Here is a 16,993-nt window from a genome sequence, read left to right on the forward strand (position 1 = left end):
CCTGTTCACTGTGGCCGCAAGAGTCCGAGGCGCAGGCGGCAGCATTTGCGGTGCGCAATAACGCGACCCGTTTGACAGCACCTGGCCAGCTGTTGCCGACCGGCAGCGCGGAGCAGGACCATGACGGCTTGTTCTATGCGCTATTTCAAAAAAATGCGGCTTGAACGAGACGCCACACCTTTTCAGACGGATACCACCGGCCACCACGTGACATTCTTCCGACTCCTGACCCTGCTGATGCTGCTGGCATGCCTGACGCCACGCGCGTACGCCGCCGATGTGGTCGAGATCACGCGCGCCTATATCGAATCGAACGAAGAAGGCTACAAGCTGGCCGCCAGCTATTCGTTTGATCTCAATCACGATCTCGATGATGCCGTGCAGCATGGCGTGCCGCTGTATTTCACGACGGAGATCGAACTGACCCGGCCGCGCTGGTACTGGTTCGATGAAAAAGCCATCGTCGCGCGCCAGACCAGCCGTCTGTATTACAACGTGCTCACGCGCCAGTACCATGTGTCGGTGGGCGGCAGCGTGCAGCAAAGTTTTCCCACGCTCGACGACGCGCTGTTCCTGATCCGCCGGCCCAGCCGCTGGCTGGTGGCGGCGCGCGGCGCGCTGAAAGTGGGGCAGACCTATAACGTCACCTTGCGCATGGGGATGGACCGCGATTACCTGCCCAAGCCGATCCAGGTCAACGCCTTCAACAACAGCGACTGGCGCCTGTCCTCGAACAAGAAAACCTTTTTGTATACGGCGGAGTAGTGACCCAGGCATTGCGCTATCTGCTGGTCGTCGGTGGCGGCATCGTCAGCATCCTGCTGTTTCTGCTGGCGTCCGCTTCCGACAATTCCGGCTTCTTTGACCGTTATTACACCTGGCTGCTGGGCCTGAATGCGGCCGTGGCCGTGTCGCTGCTGGCGCTGGTCGGCATCTCGCTGGGCCGCCTGTATGCGCGCTACAAGAGCGGCAAGTTCGGCTCCAGGCTGATGATGCGCCTGGTGATGCTGTTTGCCGCCGTCGGCATCCTGCCCGGCCTGGTGATCTTCCTGGTCTCGGTGCAGTTCGTCTCCCATTCGATCGAGTCGTGGTTCAACGTCAAGATCGAAGCGGCGCTGGAATCGGGCCTGGAACTGGGCCGCGCCGGCCTGGACGCGGCCTTGGTCGAGCTCGATCACCGCGGCAAGAAAGCGGTCGAGGAACTGGGCAGCGACCCGGTGGCCGGTCCGGCCGTGCTGACCAGCCTGTTGCGCGAAGAGGGCATGCAGAATGTGATGATCGTCAGTGGCGACGGCGTGCTGCTGGCCAGTGCCGGCCCGCACAGCGGCGCCGACCTGCCGACGGCGGCCATGCTGGCGCAGGCCGCCTTGCCGGCCGGTTATGCCTCGGCCGAAGGCGGCGCCGAGCTGCATGAGGATGGCACGGAATCGGGCGGCGGCGGCATGCGTGGCCCGCCGGCCCCGGTGGATGCCGCCGCCAGCCTGCGCCTGCGGGTGCTGGTGGCCGTGCCGGGTCCATCCGTGTCGCCCCGCTATCTGCAGCTGCTGCAATCGGTGCCGCCCAAGCTGGCCACCAATGGCGAAGTGCTGCGCGGCGCCTACAGCGAATACAAGGAACGCTTTGTGGCGCGCGTGGGCCTGCGCAAGATGTACATGGAAATCCTCACGCTCACCTTGCTGCTGGCCATTTTCGGCGCCATCGGCAGCGCCTTCCTGATCGCCAGCAACCTGGCGCAGCCGCTGCTGGTGCTGGCCGAAGGCACGCGCGCGGTGGCCGAGGGCGATCTGTCGCCGCGGCCCATCGTTGCCTCGCGCGATGAGCTGGGTACCTTGACGCAGTCGTTCAATATCATGACGCGCCAGCTGCTCGACGCGCGCACGGCCGTGGAAAGCAACCGCGCCGCGCTGCAGAACGCCAAGGCCCACCTGGAATCGGTGCTGGCCAATATGTCGGCCGGCGTGATGGTGCTCGACGGCGACTTCAAGCTGGTGACCTGCAATGACTCGGTCGAGCGCATCCTGCAGCACGCGGGCGTGACGATGGTGGGCCAGCCCTTGATCAATATTTCTGGCATGGAAGAATTTGGCTCCGCCATCGTCAGCGCCTTTTCGGCGCAGAGCGCGCAATCGGCATCGGGACGCAACGCCCAGCGCCTGCACTGGCAGCGCCAGATCGAGATTCCGCGCCGCCTGGGCAGCAGTGCCGACGAACACGACATCACGCTGCTGGCGCGCGGTTCGCGCCTGCCGCTCGAATCGGGCAGCGGCTATATCGTCGTCTTCGACGATATCTCCGACGTGATCTCGGCCCAGCGCTCGATCGCCTGGGGCGAGGTGGCGCGCCGCCTGGCGCATGAAATCAAGAATCCGCTCACGCCGATCCAGCTGTCGGCCGAACGCCTGCAGATGAAGCTGGAAGGCAAGCTGGAGCAGGCCGACGCCGACCTGCTGGGCCGCGCCACCACCACCATCGTCAAGCAGGTCGACGCGATGAAGCGCATGGTCGACGACTTCCGCGATTACGCGCGCACGCCGCCGGCGGTGCTGGTGCCGCTGCGCCTCAATGAGCTGATCGACGAGATCCTGAACCTGTACCTGGGCGGCGACGATGGCGACATCATCCACCCGCAACTGGCGCCGAACCTGCCGATGGTGATGGGCGATCCGACCCAGCTGCGCCAGGTCATCCACAACCTGCTGCAGAATGCGCAGGACGCGATGGCGGACTTGCCGCACGGCATGCCGCATCCCCGCATTGACGTACGCACCGAAGCAATTCATTATCGCAGTGCGGACGGTGGCGTCAACGTCGCCGTGCGCATGGCCATTACGGACAACGGTCCGGGTTTCGCGCCCAAAATCCTGGCGCGCGCATTCGAACCGTACGTTACCTCCAAGGCGCGCGGAACCGGCCTGGGCCTGGCGATGGTGAAGAAAATCATCGATGAGCATGGCGGGCGCATCGATATCGAGAACCGCGAGGACAGCAGTGGCGCTTCGGTTGTCATTTTGCTGTTAAAGTTAGCTCCCGACGCCGTGGCTTAGCATTTGCTGGCGAACGCGTCTGGTTTAGTACGTAAAACACTAATAAAATCATAGTTGTCCGCGGCGTGCCGACCGGCACGCAGGGCGGCGAAATGAGGAAGGCAAGACACGAATGGCAAACATACTCGTAGTGGATGATGAAATGGGTATCCGTGAGTTGCTCTCGGAGATACTGGGCGACGAAGGACATGCTATCCAGCTGGCCGAAAATGCGCAGCAGGCGCGTGAAGCGCGTGCCGCTGGTGCGCCCGACCTGGTATTGCTGGACATCTGGATGCCCGATACCGACGGCGTGACCCTGCTCAAGGAGTGGCAGCGTGACGGCCTGCTGACCATGCCGGTCATTATGATGTCGGGTCATGCCACGATAGATACGGCGGTCGAAGCGACGCGCATCGGTGCGCTGAACTTCCTGGAAAAACCGATTGCCCTGCAAAAATTGTTGAAAGCGGTACAGCAAGGCCTGACCCGTGCCCAGGAAACCGTGCGCGCACCGGCAGCGGCGCCGCGTCCCGTGGTGGCCGCTCCGGTCGAAGAGAGCAGCAGCCATCCGGCGCCGAGCTTTGGCGGCAGCGCGCCGCAACAGATGATGGTGCGTCCCGGCATCGCCGCACCGGCCCAGGCCGAAGGCCATGGCTACAATCTGTCGTTCGACCTGCCGCTGCGCGAGGCGCGCGATGCGTTCGAGCGCATGTATTTCGAACATCATCTGGGCCGTGAAGGCGGCAGCATGACGCGCGTGGCGGAAAAAACCGGCCTGGAACGTACTCACCTGTACCGCAAACTCAAGCAATTGGGCGTGGAGCCGGGCAAGCTGGCCAAGAAGAACCTGTGACCCCAGCGGCGCGGCCCCTGACGCCGCTGACCCTGGTCAGCGGCGGGAGCGCCAGCCTGCGCGAGGCGGCCATCGCGCAGGCGTTGCCGCCGCAACAAGCCAATGCCGTGATCCTCGAAGGATTGGCGAACAGCAACTCCATCCTGGCCGACCTGGCCGAACAGAATTTATCTCCTTCCTCCTTGCAATTGCTGCGCATCGCACCCGGTTGCCTGTGCTGCAGCGGCAATCTCGTATTGCGTGTAACATTGAATCGTCTCCTGCGCCATCCCCCCGCGCAGCTGTTCCTCAGCCTGGCGGACGCCACGCATATCGAACAGTTGCGCAGCTGGCTGTCAGCCAGTCCCTACGATGCCTGGCTGGCGCTGGAGCCGGACCTGATTGTTACCTGACCGTGGTTGCCGTAGCCGTCCCGATCGCAGTTTTCACGCAGCTTGCATTTCGTTACAACTACTTTCCCTGCAGGGCGGGGCAGCGCTTGAAATGGCGCGGCGGGCCCCCACCTCTGTTCTGAAACCGCAGGAGTTCCTCCTGCCTGAGCGAAGGACGCACAATGAACCTGATCTATAACAGCGAGCAATATAGCGTGGTCGAATTCGGCGCCGACCGCAACCTGGAAGCGCTGCGCTTTGGCGGCTATGAAATCGTCGACAAGGGCGGCAAGCGCGAAACCTTTATCGCCGGCGAGCTGGCACAAAACTTCCGCCGCGATGTCAGCGAGCTGATCGCCAGCGAGCCCACCATGGAAGAAATCGATGAATTTCTCGGCAGCTATGATTCCCTGATGAGCCAGCCGGTGCTGCTGCACTAGTTTACGCTCCGGCAGGGCGGTGGGTTGGTGGCGATCGCCACCATACCCAAGCACGTGGCGCCGTGGTATGGTGGCCAGGTTATCTTGCTGCAAACAGACCATGTGCCAACTTCTCGCAATGAATTGCAATGTCCCCACCGACATTGTCTTCAGTTTTACCGGCTTCGCCATGCGCGGCGGCCATACCGATACCCACCATGACGGCTGGGGCATCGCCTTTTTCGAAGGCGCCGGCGTGCGCCATTTCGTCGATCACCAGGCGGCCATCGCTTCGCCGGTGGCCGAGCTGATCAAACGCTATCCGATCAAGTCGCGCAATGTCATCGCGCATATCCGCAAGGCTACTCAAGGGCAGGTGGCGCTGGAAAACTGCCACCCGTTCGTGCGCGAACTGTGGGGCCGCTACTGGGTGTTTGCCCACAATGGCGACCTGAAGGAATTCAATCCTGTCCTGAACGGCAGCTATCGTCCGGTCGGCAGCACCGACAGCGAACGGGCCTTCTGCTATCTGCTGCAGGAACTGCACGCGCGCTTCGGCGATGCGCCGCCCGCCTTGCCGCAACTGCAGGCGGCGCTGGCCGGGCTGGTGCCCGCCATTGCCGCGCACGGCACCTTCAACATGATGCTGTCGAGCGGCGAGGCGCTGTTTGCCCACTGTTCCACCAGTTTGCACTATCTGGTGCGACAGCATCCCTTTCCTACTGCTAAACTGTCCGATGAAGACTTGAGCGTGGACTTTTCGCAGGTCACCACGCCGCAGGACCGGGTGGCCGTGATCGTCACACAACCTTTGACCACCAATGAACAATGGACGGCGTTCGCGCCCGGCGAATTGAAATTGTTTGTAGACGGCGCGGTACAAGAAGCGCCCGCGATTTGAATTTGTTGACGACAATACCGAGCAATGCTGCCAAAATAGCCAGTAGCGCGGGCAAAATTGAACTACTTGAAGTATTGTCAATAGTGAACCTTGATGCAGGCGTGGCGCCGCCGGCATCACTCGACGTGATTGATGAAGATTTAATGATCGATATTTCCAGCAACGACATCACCCCGAAACCCTTGCGCGTGCGCGAGTTCTATCTGGGGCGACAGCCCATTCTCGACCGCAACCAGGCCTTGTTCGGCTACGAGTTGCTATTTCGCAACGCCCCGGTCGGGCCCGCCAATATTACCAGCGACCTGTCGGCTACCGCCAGCGTGATTGCCCATGCTTCGCAGCTGGGCATGGAAAAAGTGGTCGGCGACGCGCTCGGCTTCGTCAATGTCGACGCCGACGTGATCATGAGCGATATTTTCAGCTTCCTGCCACGCGAAAAAGTGGTGCTGGAGATAGTCGAATCGATGACGGTCACGCCGGAACTGCGTGCGCGCATCAGCGAGCTGGCCGGTCACGGCTTCACGTTTGCGCTGGAAAACGTGGTGGCCGATACCCTGCAGGTGCAGGAACTGTTGCCGCTGGTGCAGTACGTCAAGATGGATGTGCGCTCGCTCAAGCCTACCGCCCTGGCCAGCCTGGCGCTGCGTTTCAAGCGCGAACAGAAAAAACTGGTGGCGGAAAAAGTCGAAACGCGCGAAGAATTCAAGTCCACGCTGGACCTGGGCTTTGACTACTTCCAGGGTTACTACTTTGCCAAGCCGGCCATCATGACGGGCAAGAAGCTGTCGCCGTCGCAACTGGCCGTGATGGAACTGATGACCCTGGTCACGTCCGACGCCGACAATATGGACATCGAGCGCGCCATCAAGCGCGACGTCTCGCTGGCCCTGAACCTGCTGCGCCTGGTCAATACGCCGGCCGTCGGTGCCCGCCAGCGCATCGACTCGCTGAGCCAGGCCGTCAGCGTGCTGGGCCGCCGCCAGCTGCAGCGCTGGCTGCAGATCATGCTGTACGCGGAACCAAGCAAGCGTGGCCACAGCATGACGCCGCTGCTGATGCTGGCCACCACGCGCGGCCGCCTGCTCGAACTGCTGGCTCATAAACTGCGCCCGACCCATGCGCACTCGGCCGATATCGCCTTTACGGTCGGCATCATGTCGCTGATGGATACCCTGTTCGGCGTGCCGATGGCCGATATCCTGAAACAGATCGAAGTGATCGACGAAGTGGCCGAAGCCTTGCTGTCGCGCGGCGGTTTCTACGGCGACCTGCTGCGCCTGGCCGAGTGTATCGAACGGATCGAAGACATGGAAGGCGAAATCGTGCCCACCCTGCGCGACCTAGCGATGTCGCCGGACGATCTGGTCGAGCTGGAAATGGCGGCGTTCGAGTGGAGCGACAACGTGGTGCGTTACGCCCTGTAGGGTATCGCAGGTCGGATTAGGCCCGCAGGGCCGTAATCCGACAACATTGTTGGCACGGCTGGTGGTGGTGTCGGATTACGGCCTGCGGCCTAATCCGACCTACCCGACCAACACGGCCCATCCACTCACGCCGCCGCCCCCGGCCAATGCTTGTGCAGCTCGGGATCGGTGCGCAGTTCCCACAAAGCCAGCACGGCCACCGCGATGCCGACGATGACGGAGTTCCACATCAAGGTACTCTGTTCGGCCAGCCGCAGCACCCACGGCGAGACCGCCACCCACACCCCCACCAGCAAATTGACGACCACGGCCCAGAAATAGGTCTTGTACAGGTCGAAGGCGGCCAGCACGGCGATCACCAGCCCGGACACGACGGCGTTGATCATCTGCTGCGAGCCTTGCGGATAGGAATAGACCCAGGGCGAGACGATCAGCCACAGGCCCAACAGCAGGATCAGCTGATCCTGCCAGCGTTTCAGTTTGAATTGCGTTGCCATGATGCCTCCCGTGAAGATACCGGCGCCACCAGGCGCCCGCATACAGCCTTAGTGGCTGTCTGCGGGCCGAAAGTTCCGTGCGGTGCCTGGCTTACGACAGGTTGGGCGCCAGCCAGCGCTCGATGTCTTCCTTCGGCACGCCGCGGCGCTTGACCATGTCGTCCACCTGGTCCTCGCCGATCTTGCCGACCACGAAGTACTTCGATTCCGGGTGGGCAAAGTAGAAGCCGGAGACGGCCGCGCCGGGGAACATGGCGTAAGACTCCGTCAGCTGCATGCCGATTTCTTCGGCCTGCAGCACGTCGAACATCGCGCGCTTGACGGTGTGCTCGGGACAGGCCGGGTAGCCGGGCGCCGGGCGGATGCCGACATACTTTTCGGCGATCATGTCGTCGTTGCTCAGCTGTTCGCCGGCGGCATAGCCCCACAGGTCGGTACGCACGCGTTCATGCAGGTATTCGGCAAACGCTTCGGCCAGGCGGTCGGCCAGCGATTTCAACATGATGGACGAGTAGTCGTCATGCGCGTCTTCGAAGCGCTTCTCGTATTTCTCGATGCCCAGGCCCGACGTCACGGCAAACATGCCGAGGTAATCCTTGACGCCCGATTCCTTCGGCGCGATAAAGTCGGCCAGGCACTGGTTCGGCCGCTGCACGCCGTCGACCAGCGGTTTCACGCCCTGCTGGCGCATGCCATAGTAAGTGAAGGCAACGGTGCTGCGCGAGTCGTCCGTGTAGACCTCGATATCGTCATCGTTGACGCTGTTGGCCGGCAGCAGCGCCACCACGCCATTGGCCGTCAGCCAGCGGCCGTCGATCAGCTTTTTCAGCAGCGCCTGGCCTTCCGCATACACCCTGGTGGCCGCGTCGCCCACCACTTCATCGCTCAGGATGGCGGGGAAGGGGCCGGCCAGGTCCCAGGTCTGGAAGAACGGGCCCCAGTCGACATAGTTGGCCAGCGTGGCCAGGTCGACATTTTTGAACACGCGGCGGCCGATGAATTTCGGTTTCACGGGCGTGCAGGCGCCGTCGAACGGCAACGCCATCTTGTTGGCGCGCGCCTTGGCCAGCGACAGGATCGGCAATGCCTTCTTGTTGGCGTGCTGTTCGCGGATGCGCGCGTAGTCGAGCTCGATATCTTCCACGTATTTGTCGCGCTGCTCGGGCGTCAGCAGCGACTGCGCCACCGACACGGAGCGCGACGCGTCCGGCACATAGATGACGGGGCCTTCGTAGTTGTGGGCGATTTTCACGGCCGTATGGGCGCGGCTGGTGGTGGCGCCGCCGATCAGGAGCGGAATTTTCAGCATGCGGAAGTGTTCATCGCGCTGCATTTCCTTGGCGACATAGGCCATTTCTTCGAGCGACGGCGTAATCAGGCCGGACAGTCCGATAATATCGGCATTTTCCACTTTGGCGCGCGCCAGGATTTCCGAGCACGGCACCATCACGCCCATATTCACCACTTCAAAGTTATTACATTGCAGCACCACGGTGACGATATTCTTGCCGATATCATGCACGTCGCCTTTTACGGTCGCCATGATGATCTTGCCTTTCGGCTTGGCGACAATCCCGGTGCGCTTTTCTTCCAGCAGTTTTTCTTCTTCGATAAACGGAATCAGGTGGGCCACCGCCTGTTTCATCACGCGCGCCGATTTCACCACCTGCGGCAAAAACATCTTGCCTTGGCCGAACAGGTCGCCGACCACGTCCATGCCGGCCATCAGCGGGCCTTCGATCACGTGGATCGGGCGCCCGCCGTTGTGCAGCAGTTCCTGGCGCGCTTCTTCCGTGTCCTCGACGATGAACTGCGTGATGCCGTGCACCAGCGCGTGCGACAGGCGCGCCTGCACCGTGCCTTCGCGCCAGGCCAGGTTCTGCACGTCGGCCTTGCCGCCGCCCGCTTTCAGGGTGCCGGCAAATTCGATCATGCGCTCGGTCGAGTCTTCGCGGCGGTTCAGCACCACGTCTTCCACCCGTTCGCGCAGTTCCGGGTCGAGGTTGTCGTACACGCCGACCATGCCGGCGTTGACGATGCCCATGGTCATGCCGGCCTTGATGGCGTGGTACAGGAACACGGTGTGGATCGCTTCGCGCGCCGGATCGTTGCCGCGGAAGCTGAACGACACGTTCGATACGCCGCCGGAAATTTTCGCGTGCGGCAGGTTGTCCTTGATCCAGCGCGTGGCGTTGATGAAGTCGACCGCGTAGTTGTTGTGCTCTTCGATGCCGGTGGCCACGGCAAAGATGTTCGGGTCGAAAATGATGTCTTCCGGCGGGAAGTCGAGCGCGTCGACCAGCAAATGATAGGCGCGCGCGCAGATCTCGATCTTGCGCTCGAACGTATCGGCCTGGCCCTTTTCATCGAAGGCCATTACGATCACGGCCGCGCCATAGCGGCGGCACAGGGTGGCCTGGCGCAGGAATTCCGCTTCGCCTTCCTTCATCGAAATCGAGTTGACGATGGCCTTGCCCTGCACGCATTTCAGGCCCGCTTCGATCACCGACCATTTCGACGAATCGACCATGATGGGCACGCGTGAAATATCGGGTTCGGAGGCGATCAGGTTCAGGAAACGCGTCATGGCGGCCAGCGAATCGAGCATCGCCTCGTCCATGTTGATGTCGATCACCTGGGCGCCGTTTTCCACCTGCTGGCGCGCCACCGACAAGGCTTCGTCGTATTGCTCGTTGAGAATCATGCGCGCAAATGCCTTCGAACCGGTGACGTTGGTGCGCTCGCCCACGTTGACGAACAGCGACTCGTCATTGATGACAAACGGCTCCAGGCCGGCCAGGCGCAGGTCGTGGCTTTTCGCCGGGATGGTGCGCGGTGTATTGTGCGCCAGCAGCTCGCCGATCGCCTTGATGTGCTCCGGCGTGGTGCCGCAGCAGCCGCCGGCCATGTTCAGGAAACCCGCGTCGGCAAATTCGCGCAGCAGGGCGGAGGTGTCTTCCGGCAGTTCGTCAAAGCCCGTGTCGCTCATCGGGTTGGGCAGGCCGGCATTCGGGTAAATGCAGACAAAGGTGTCGGCGATCTTCGACAGTTCCTCCGCGTACGGGCGCATCAGGGCGGCGCCCAGCGCACAGTTCAGGCCGATCGTCAGCGGTTTCGCGTGGCGGATCGAATTCCAGAAAGCGGGCACGGTCTGGCCTGACAGGATGCGGCCCGACGCATCGGTGACGGTGCCGGAAATCATCAGCGGCAGGCGCACCACGTCCGGATTCTGCTCGTAGAACAGGTCGATCGCGAACAGCGCGGCCTTGCAGTTGAGGGTGTCGAAAATGGTTTCCACCAGCAACACGTCGGCGCCGCCTTCGACCAGGCCTTTTGTCTGCTGCAGGTAGGAAGCGACCAGCTGGTCGAAGGTGATATTGCGCGCGGCCGGATCGTTGACGTCGGGCGAGATCGAGGCGGTCTTTGGCGTCGGTCCCAGGGCGCCGGCCACGAAACGCGGCTTGTCCGGCGTGGAATACTTGTCGCAGGCGGCGCGCGCCAGCCTGGCCGCTTCCACGTTCATCTCGTAGGCCAGGTGCGCCATGTGATAGTCGTCCTGGGCGATCGTGGTGGCGCCAAAGGTATTCGTTTCGATCAGGTCGGCGCCGGCCGCCAGGTAGCGCTCGTGGATTTCCTGGATGATATGCGGCTGCGTCAGTGTCAATAATTCATTATTGCCTTTGACGAACAGTTCGCGCGCGCCGGAATCGGCCGGTGCCGCGAAGTCGATAAAGCGGCCCTGCGGCCCGCCGCGATACGCCACTTCGTCGAGCTTGTACTGCTGGATGATCGTGCCCATCGCGCCGTCGAGGATCATGATCCGGCGCGCCAGGATGGCGCGCAACGAGGCTTCGGTCGGGGACGGGGCAGGGATCACGGTATCGGTCATTTCATGCTTTCAATAGGCAACGGGCGGCGGCGCGGTGGAAAGGCGATGCGGATCAGCAGGGTCAGCCGACGGAGTGCGCCGGCCGGATAGGCTGGCAGAAGGTGGCAATCGCCTGATTACACCGGGTCTAAAATTATACGGCATCAGGCTGTTTTGGTTTTGGGCAAAAGCCACGATCAGCCGCCGATAGCCCATCCACGCAACACATCCCGCCGCCAGAAATCGCGCCAGCGCTGTCTTCGGACTTTCTCTCACATTCTATCCCGCACTACATTTGTGAAAATCTTGCCGGAAATGTTAATTAATCAAAAGATATCAAGATGATAGTCACTTCTTTATGTGGAAAATTCCCCACATTTTTGTAAATCGCTGAAATTATTTTTAATGAATTAGCTGTCAATATTCTTTTTGAAAACAAAGATTGATTTACGGCAATACAGAGCGAGAGTGGTGATGCCTAAAATTAAGGTTGTCAGTGAGGCATGTTAAATATTGGCCCAAGCAATTAAGCCGAAAGCATTAATAGTTGTCTTTAGGAATTAATTTGAATCATAATGACGCTTCCTTAATTGCAAATTCTCTCCAAAAGTCACCGATATGTCACATAACTCTTTCACTTCTCCTGCTGTCGCGCTGCGCGGAAACGGATGCCAGCCATGAAAAACCATTTGCTTATTGCATTGATTGCCATGCTGGGTCTGTCCGCTTGCGGCGGCGGTGGAGGTGGCGGCGGTGAGACTGTGGTGGCTACCACCACTACCAGTCCGGCGATTGTGCCGGCCGTGACGGCCGTGTCGGCCAATACGGTGGCGGCTGGTGGCAGCCTGACCGTGACCGGTACCAATCTGGACCGCGTGACGGCGTTCCAGATCGGCGGCGTGACCTTGGCCAGCAGCAATGTCAGCGCCACCAGCGCCACCCTGGCGATGCCGGCCACGCCGGTTGCCGGCACCTTGAGCCTGGTCAGCGCCAGCGGCGCGGCGGCCAGCAGCCAGGCCGTGACGGTGTACCTGCCGTTGACGGTGGGCGAAGTCACGCCGGGCACGGGCGAAGTGGGCAGCAGCGTGACCGTCACCGGCGCCGGCATGGGCAATGTGACGGCAGTCGTGTTTGCCAACGGCACGGCCGCCGCCGTGCAAAGCCATACCGACAGCAGCGTGACATTCGTGGTACCGGTTGGTGCGGTGTCGGGCCAGCTGACCGTGCGCGGCAGCTACAACGAAGCGCAGACCAGCGCCGCGTTCACGGTACTGCCGAGCGTCAGCGTGACGGCCATCAGCACCGCCGTCAGCGGCGCGAATGTGGTCGTTACGATTACCGGCAGCAACCTGGACCAGGTCAGCAGCGCCACCATCGGCACGACCGGCGCCACCATCGCCAGCGCCAGCGCCGGCGAACTGCGCCTGTCGGCGCCAAGTTCGGCCACCGGCTACGTGATGCTGTCGTCGCCATCGCGCGCCGCCGTCAATGCCGGCGCCGTGTCCGCCTTCACCCTGGGCGCCATCGATTTCTCGCAGGTGCTGAACCTGAGCGCCAGCGATACGGCGCTGCGCCTGACGCGCGGCAAGGCCGCCGCCGTGCGCGTGTCCGTACTGGGTACCCTGGCCGGCCGCAGCAGCCCGGCCGTTACCCTGGCCGCCACCTCGGCCAGCGGCGCCAGCCTGGGCACCCTGACCCTGAGCGGTCCGGCTACCTTGCCAACCGCCAGGAATACCTACAGCTTCGACGGCAACTTCAGCGCCGCCCTGCCAGCGAGCTGGATCCAGCCCGGCCTGCAGGTGCGCGTGACCGCCGTCGGCAACGATGGCACGCAAGTGAGCCAGCAAGCCACGCCGGCCGTCTCGTCGGCCGCCAAGATCCACCTGGTGCTGGTGCCGTTGACCACCAATGACGGCACCTCCGTGTTGCCGGACCCTGAAGTCATCCGCGCCGCCATGGTGCGCGTGTATCCGTACGCCGCCGGCGACATCACCATTACCAAGCGTGCTGCGCTGAACGTCGGCGGCAGCAGCGCGGTCGACAGTTGGTGGGCGGACACCCTGCCGAAGATCGAAGCGGCGCGTTACCAGGAAGACAGCAGCGCCTTCTATTACGGCTTTGCCTCGCAGATGTCGGCCAGCCGCACCGCCGGCCTGGCGTATATCAGTGACCGCACCACGGGCAACTCCAATCCATCGGCGCTGGGCCTGGACGCCACTGCCACGCGCACCGCCTCGACCGATGCATTCGGCAATGCCTGGCCTGAATGGCTGACAACGATGATCCACGAGATCGGCCACAACCATGCATTGCAGCACGTCGCTTGCGGTTCGCCGACCAATACGGCCACCGATTACCCGTACGCCAACGGCGACCTGGGCGCGCAGCCTCTGTATAACAGCAACTACGGCGCCACCATCGGCCAGCTGGGCCAGCCCGCCTACGCCAGCGGCGGCGCCACCAAGCAGATGAAAGACGTGATGAGCTATTGCAGCGGCGCCTGGTTCTCGGACTACAGCTATGCCCGCATCCAGCAATTCCTGGAAAACCGCAATTCCGCGACCCTGCGCGGCGCCTCCGTGGCTGCCAGCGTACTGGCCGCCGAGAATGGCTACCTGACGATTTCGGGCCGCATCACCGCCAATGGCGTGCAGCTGCAGCCGGCCGTCGCTTCTGCCACCGCACGCAGCAACACGGCAAACAGCAGTGCCACATACAGCCTGCGGATCGTAACGGCGTCTGGAACGACTATTAACGTGCCATTTGATACCATGCAGCTGGCCGACAGCCGCACCGATGCCAGCCACTTCCGTGTCAGCTTTGCCAATCCCGGCGACATCAGCGACATCGATGTGCTGGCCAATGGCAAGGTGGTCAGCAAGCTGGATCGCTCGGCCCGCCGCGCCGCTGCCGCTGCCGCCGCGTCGCTGGACGTGAAACAGACGGCCGCTACCCTGGCCCTCACGTGGAATGCCGATGTCGAGCCGTACGCCGCCGTGCTGTTCGTGGCCGCCGATGGCCGCAAGACGGTGGTCGCCAGCGCCCTGACCGGTGGCAGCGCCTCGGTCGCTATCGGCGCCTTGCCGACCGGTGGCCGCTTTGAAGTGAGCCTGTCGTCCTCGATACGCGGCCGCATGGTCAAGGTCGACCGCAAATAAACAAGTAGTGACATATCTGAAGGGCTTGCTGCGGCAAGCCCTTTTTTTGTGCTGAAAATGCACAAATCATGTGCCGGGGCAGGGCTGCCGTTTGATGCGCGGGCGGCCTAGCATGATGGTTCCTCAATTATCCGGAACACCGCCATGCCGATCCTCAACCTGCACTTGTCCACCGCGCCCGATGCGCAACAGTCAGCGGCAATTGCCGCCACCCTCAGCCGATTGACGCACGAGATCCTGCACAAGGCGCCCGAGCTGACTTCGGTTGTCGTCAAGCATGCCGATCCGGCGCTCTGGTTTGTTGGAGGCGCCTCGCTGGAAGAGCAGGGCAAAAGCAGCTATTTTCTCGATGTGCTGATCAGCGACGAAACCAATACGGCGGCGGACAAAGCGCGCTATCTCGCCGCCGTGCATGCGGCCATGCAGGCTGCCCTGGGCGACCTGCACGAGACCAGCTATATCCATGTGCATGAAGCGCGCCAAGCGGCCTGGGGATATGGCGGACTGACGCAGCAGTTCCGCGCCGTGCGCCAGCAGCTGCAATCGGCCTGATCAGTCCCAGTCGCGGTCACGGTACCAGGCCACCGCAAAGTCGACCAGCGCGCGCACCTTGGGCGACAGGTGGCGGCTGTGCGGATACAGCGCGTACAGGGTGCGCGGCGCCAGCGTGTAGCCGGGCAGCACCTGCACCAGTGCGCCGCTGGCCAGTTCGTCGCGCACGATAAAGGCAGCCGTGCTGGCAATACCCATGTGGCCCAGTGCCGCCGTGCGCAGGGCGATGCCGGTGTTCGCCTGCAGGCTGCCGCGCACCGTCACCGCCTGCGTGGCGCCGTCGGCATCGGTGAATGTCCAGGTATCGGGGTGGTCGGCCAGGGTGTACAACAGGCATTGATGGTGCGCCAGCTGCGGCGGCGTGGCAGGCACGCCATGCCGGGCCAGATAGGCTGGCGACGCGACGGCCACCATGCGGCTGCTGGCCAGCCTGCGCGCTACCAGGGTCGAGTCGGGCAGGCCGCGCGCCAGGCGCAGGGCCACGTCGAAGCCTTCCTCGATCAGGTCGACCATGCGGTCATTGCACACCAGGTCGAGCTGCAGCTGCGGATACTGGGCCGCAAACTGCGGCAGCCAGGCCGCCAGTTCCAGCGCGCCGAACGCCATCGGCGCATTGATGCGCAGGCTGCCGGAAGGCAGCGCCTGCTGCTGCATGACGGCGCGGTCGGCCGCATCGAGCGCGTCGAGGATATCGCGGCTGGCCAGGTAATACTGCTGGCCGGCCGCCGTCAAGGCAAAGCGCCGCGTGGTGCGGTTGAGCAATTGCGCGCCCAGCTGGTGTTCCAGCTGGCGGATCTGGCGCGAGACGATGGAGTGGGAAATACCGAGCGCGTTGGCGGCAGCCGTGAAGCTGCCCAGTTCCACCACGCGGCGCAGCGCGCGCAGGGCGGTCAGCTGGTCCATGGCGGCCGGGCTTGCGTGAAAAGGCGCTTACAGGAAACGCTTGCCTTCGAGCGGGAAGCCCTTGATGAACTCCGCCGCCGGCAGTCGCTTGCCGCCCGGCTTTTGCAGTTGCGTCAGGCGCAGCGAGCCGGTGCCGCAGGCCACCACGATGCCGTGCTGGGCGTCGGCCGCCAGTACCTGGCCGGCAGGCTGGGTGCTGTCCGCTTCGAGCACCTCGGCGGCCCAGATCTTGACGGCCACGCCGTCGACCTGGCCGCAGGCGCCCGGGAATGGATTGAAAGCGCGGATTTTCAGGCCCAGCTCCAGCGCACCCTGCGAAAAATCGAGCGCCGCTTCGTCCTTGGCGATCTTTGCCGCATAGGTCACGCCCGCTTCCGGCTGCGGCGTGGCCACCAGCGGTGCTTCCTGCATCTTGCGCAGGGTGGCGACGATCATGCGCCCGCCCAGGGCGGCCAGCTTGTCGTGCAGGGTGGCGGTGGAGTCGCCCGCCTCGATCGCCACGCGCTCGATCGCCAGCATCGGGCCGGTGTCCAGTCCTTCTTCCATCTGCATGATGGTCACGCCGGTTTCATCGTCGCCCGCTTCGATGGCGCGGTGGATCGGCGCGGCGCCGCGCCAGCGCGGCAGCAGCGAGCCGTGGATATTGATGCAGGGCTGGATGTCGAGCGTGCTGCGCGGCAGGATCAGGCCATAGGCGGCCACCACCATCACGTCGTAGTCGGTGGCCAGCAGGCGTTCATGGGCAGCTTGCGCTTCGGCCGCGCGCTGCGGGTCCTTGCTGTCCATGCGCAAGGAAAGCGGCTGCAGCACCTCGATGCCGTGCTGCTGGGCATATTGTTTGACGGCCGAGGCATGCAGCTGCATGCCGCGCCCGGCGGGACGGTCCGGCTGGGTCAGTACCAGCGGAATTTCGAAGCCTGCCTCATGCAGGTCTTTCAAGGCGGTAGCGGCGAATTCAGGCGTGCCTGCGAAGATCACTTTCATCTGGTTCCTGGTCTGAAGTGTGCAGGCAAAGCCTGGC

At 62.9% G+C, this 16,993-nt stretch carries 13 protein-coding genes and 1 pseudogene; 10 read left to right on the forward strand and 4 right to left on the reverse strand.

Annotation, left to right across the window (positions count from 1 at the left end; translation table 11 throughout):
• The 8 genes and pseudogenes from RTQ46_RS11240 to RTQ46_RS11275 all read left to right on the forward strand — a co-directional run.
• Window positions 1-164, forward strand: a pseudogene (locus RTQ46_RS11240) (16S rRNA (cytosine(967)-C(5))-methyltransferase RsmB); the annotation flags it as partial.
• The gene (locus tag RTQ46_RS11245; protein WP_409518317.1) at window positions 136-765 is read left to right on the forward strand and encodes a DUF4390 domain-containing protein; all 630 of its coding nucleotides are present in this window, start codon (window positions 136-138) and stop codon (window positions 763-765) included. The pseudogene RTQ46_RS11240 and the gene RTQ46_RS11245, both read left to right, overlap by 29 nt.
• Window positions 765-3,044: a sensor histidine kinase gene (locus RTQ46_RS11250; protein WP_312436592.1), complete on the forward strand. Its 2,280-nt coding sequence runs from the start codon at window positions 765-767 to the stop codon at window positions 3,042-3,044. The genes RTQ46_RS11245 and RTQ46_RS11250 overlap by 1 nt, the downstream gene beginning before the upstream one ends.
• Window positions 3,045-3,156: 112 nt before the next feature.
• On the forward strand, window positions 3,157-3,879 hold the full coding sequence (locus tag RTQ46_RS11255) for a response regulator (RefSeq protein WP_312436594.1): 723 nt from the start codon (window positions 3,157-3,159) through the stop codon (window positions 3,877-3,879).
• Complete coding sequence (locus RTQ46_RS11260) at window positions 3,876-4,271, forward strand: GTPase (protein ID WP_312436595.1); 396 nt, start codon at window positions 3,876-3,878, stop codon at window positions 4,269-4,271. The genes RTQ46_RS11255 and RTQ46_RS11260 overlap by 4 nt, the downstream gene beginning before the upstream one ends.
• Before the next feature lie 161 nt (window positions 4,272-4,432).
• A complete protein-coding gene (locus RTQ46_RS11265) occupies window positions 4,433-4,690 on the forward strand; it encodes a DUF3567 domain-containing protein (RefSeq protein ID WP_312436596.1) in 258 nt (85 codons plus the stop codon).
• 100 nt (window positions 4,691-4,790) lie between these two features.
• Entirely contained in the window at window positions 4,791-5,570 is a 780-nt protein-coding gene (locus tag RTQ46_RS11270; protein WP_312436597.1) for a class II glutamine amidotransferase, read from the forward strand.
• A 143-nt stretch (window positions 5,571-5,713) separates the two neighbouring features.
• Window positions 5,714-6,994: an EAL domain-containing protein gene (locus RTQ46_RS11275; protein ID WP_312436599.1), complete on the forward strand. Its 1,281-nt coding sequence runs from the start codon at window positions 5,714-5,716 to the stop codon at window positions 6,992-6,994.
• 125 nt (window positions 6,995-7,119) lie between these two features.
• On the opposite strand, the gene RTQ46_RS11280 is transcribed toward RTQ46_RS11275, so the two are convergent.
• A complete protein-coding gene (locus tag RTQ46_RS11280; RefSeq protein WP_312436600.1) occupies window positions 7,120-7,491 on the reverse strand; it encodes an SPW repeat protein in 372 nt (123 codons plus the stop codon).
• 91 nt (window positions 7,492-7,582) lie between these two features.
• Window positions 7,583-11,380: a methionine synthase gene (gene metH / locus RTQ46_RS11285; RefSeq protein WP_312436601.1), complete on the reverse strand. Its 3,798-nt coding sequence runs from the start codon at window positions 11,378-11,380 to the stop codon at window positions 7,583-7,585.
• 656 nt (window positions 11,381-12,036) lie between these two features.
• On the opposite strand from metH, the gene RTQ46_RS11290 reads away from it, so the two are divergent.
• A complete protein-coding gene (locus RTQ46_RS11290) occupies window positions 12,037-14,517 on the forward strand; it encodes an IPT/TIG domain-containing protein (protein ID WP_312436602.1) in 2,481 nt (826 codons plus the stop codon).
• A 144-nt stretch (window positions 14,518-14,661) separates the two neighbouring features.
• A complete protein-coding gene (locus RTQ46_RS11295) occupies window positions 14,662-15,069 on the forward strand; it encodes a 4-oxalocrotonate tautomerase family protein (RefSeq protein WP_312436603.1) in 408 nt (135 codons plus the stop codon).
• On the opposite strand, the gene RTQ46_RS11300 is transcribed toward RTQ46_RS11295, so the two are convergent.
• Window positions 15,070-15,972 carry a LysR family transcriptional regulator gene (locus RTQ46_RS11300; RefSeq protein WP_312436604.1) on the reverse strand — a complete coding sequence of 301 codons (903 nt, stop codon included), beginning with the start codon at window positions 15,970-15,972 and terminating at the stop codon, window positions 15,070-15,072.
• 27 nt (window positions 15,973-15,999) lie between these two features.
• A complete protein-coding gene (gene fmt, locus RTQ46_RS11305) occupies window positions 16,000-16,956 on the reverse strand; it encodes a methionyl-tRNA formyltransferase (RefSeq protein WP_312436605.1) in 957 nt (318 codons plus the stop codon).
• Window positions 16,957-16,993: the final 37 nt, after the last annotated feature.

The organism is Janthinobacterium sp. (genome assembly GCF_031995485.1).
Classification (GTDB): Bacteria; Pseudomonadota; Gammaproteobacteria; order Burkholderiales; family Burkholderiaceae_D; genus Janthinobacterium.

Bases quoted from the DNA above. Each gene is read 5' to 3' on its own strand.
- RTQ46_RS11245 (WP_409518317.1), top strand. From the start codon at position 136: ATGCGCTATTTCAAAAAAATGCGGCTTGAACGAGACGCCACACCTTTT.
- RTQ46_RS11255 (WP_312436594.1), top strand. From the start codon at position 3,157: ATGGCAAACATACTCGTAGTGGATGATGAAATGGGTATCCGTGAGTTG.
- RTQ46_RS11265 (WP_312436596.1), top strand. From the start codon at position 4,433: ATGAACCTGATCTATAACAGCGAGCAATATAGCGTGGTCGAATTCGGC.
- RTQ46_RS11270 (WP_312436597.1), top strand. From the start codon at position 4,791: ATGTGCCAACTTCTCGCAATGAATTGCAATGTCCCCACCGACATTGTC.
- RTQ46_RS11275 (WP_312436599.1), top strand. From the start codon at position 5,714: ATGATCGATATTTCCAGCAACGACATCACCCCGAAACCCTTGCGCGTG.
- RTQ46_RS11280 (WP_312436600.1), bottom strand. From the start codon at position 7,491: ATGGCAACGCAATTCAAACTGAAACGCTGGCAGGATCAGCTGATCCTG.
- metH (WP_312436601.1), bottom strand. From the start codon at position 11,380: ATGACCGATACCGTGATCCCTGCCCCGTCCCCGACCGAAGCCTCGTTG.
- RTQ46_RS11290 (WP_312436602.1), top strand. From the start codon at position 12,037: ATGAAAAACCATTTGCTTATTGCATTGATTGCCATGCTGGGTCTGTCC.
- RTQ46_RS11295 (WP_312436603.1), top strand. From the start codon at position 14,662: ATGCCGATCCTCAACCTGCACTTGTCCACCGCGCCCGATGCGCAACAG.
- RTQ46_RS11300 (WP_312436604.1), bottom strand. From the start codon at position 15,972: ATGGACCAGCTGACCGCCCTGCGCGCGCTGCGCCGCGTGGTGGAACTG.
- fmt (WP_312436605.1), bottom strand. From the start codon at position 16,956: ATGAAAGTGATCTTCGCAGGCACGCCTGAATTCGCCGCTACCGCCTTG.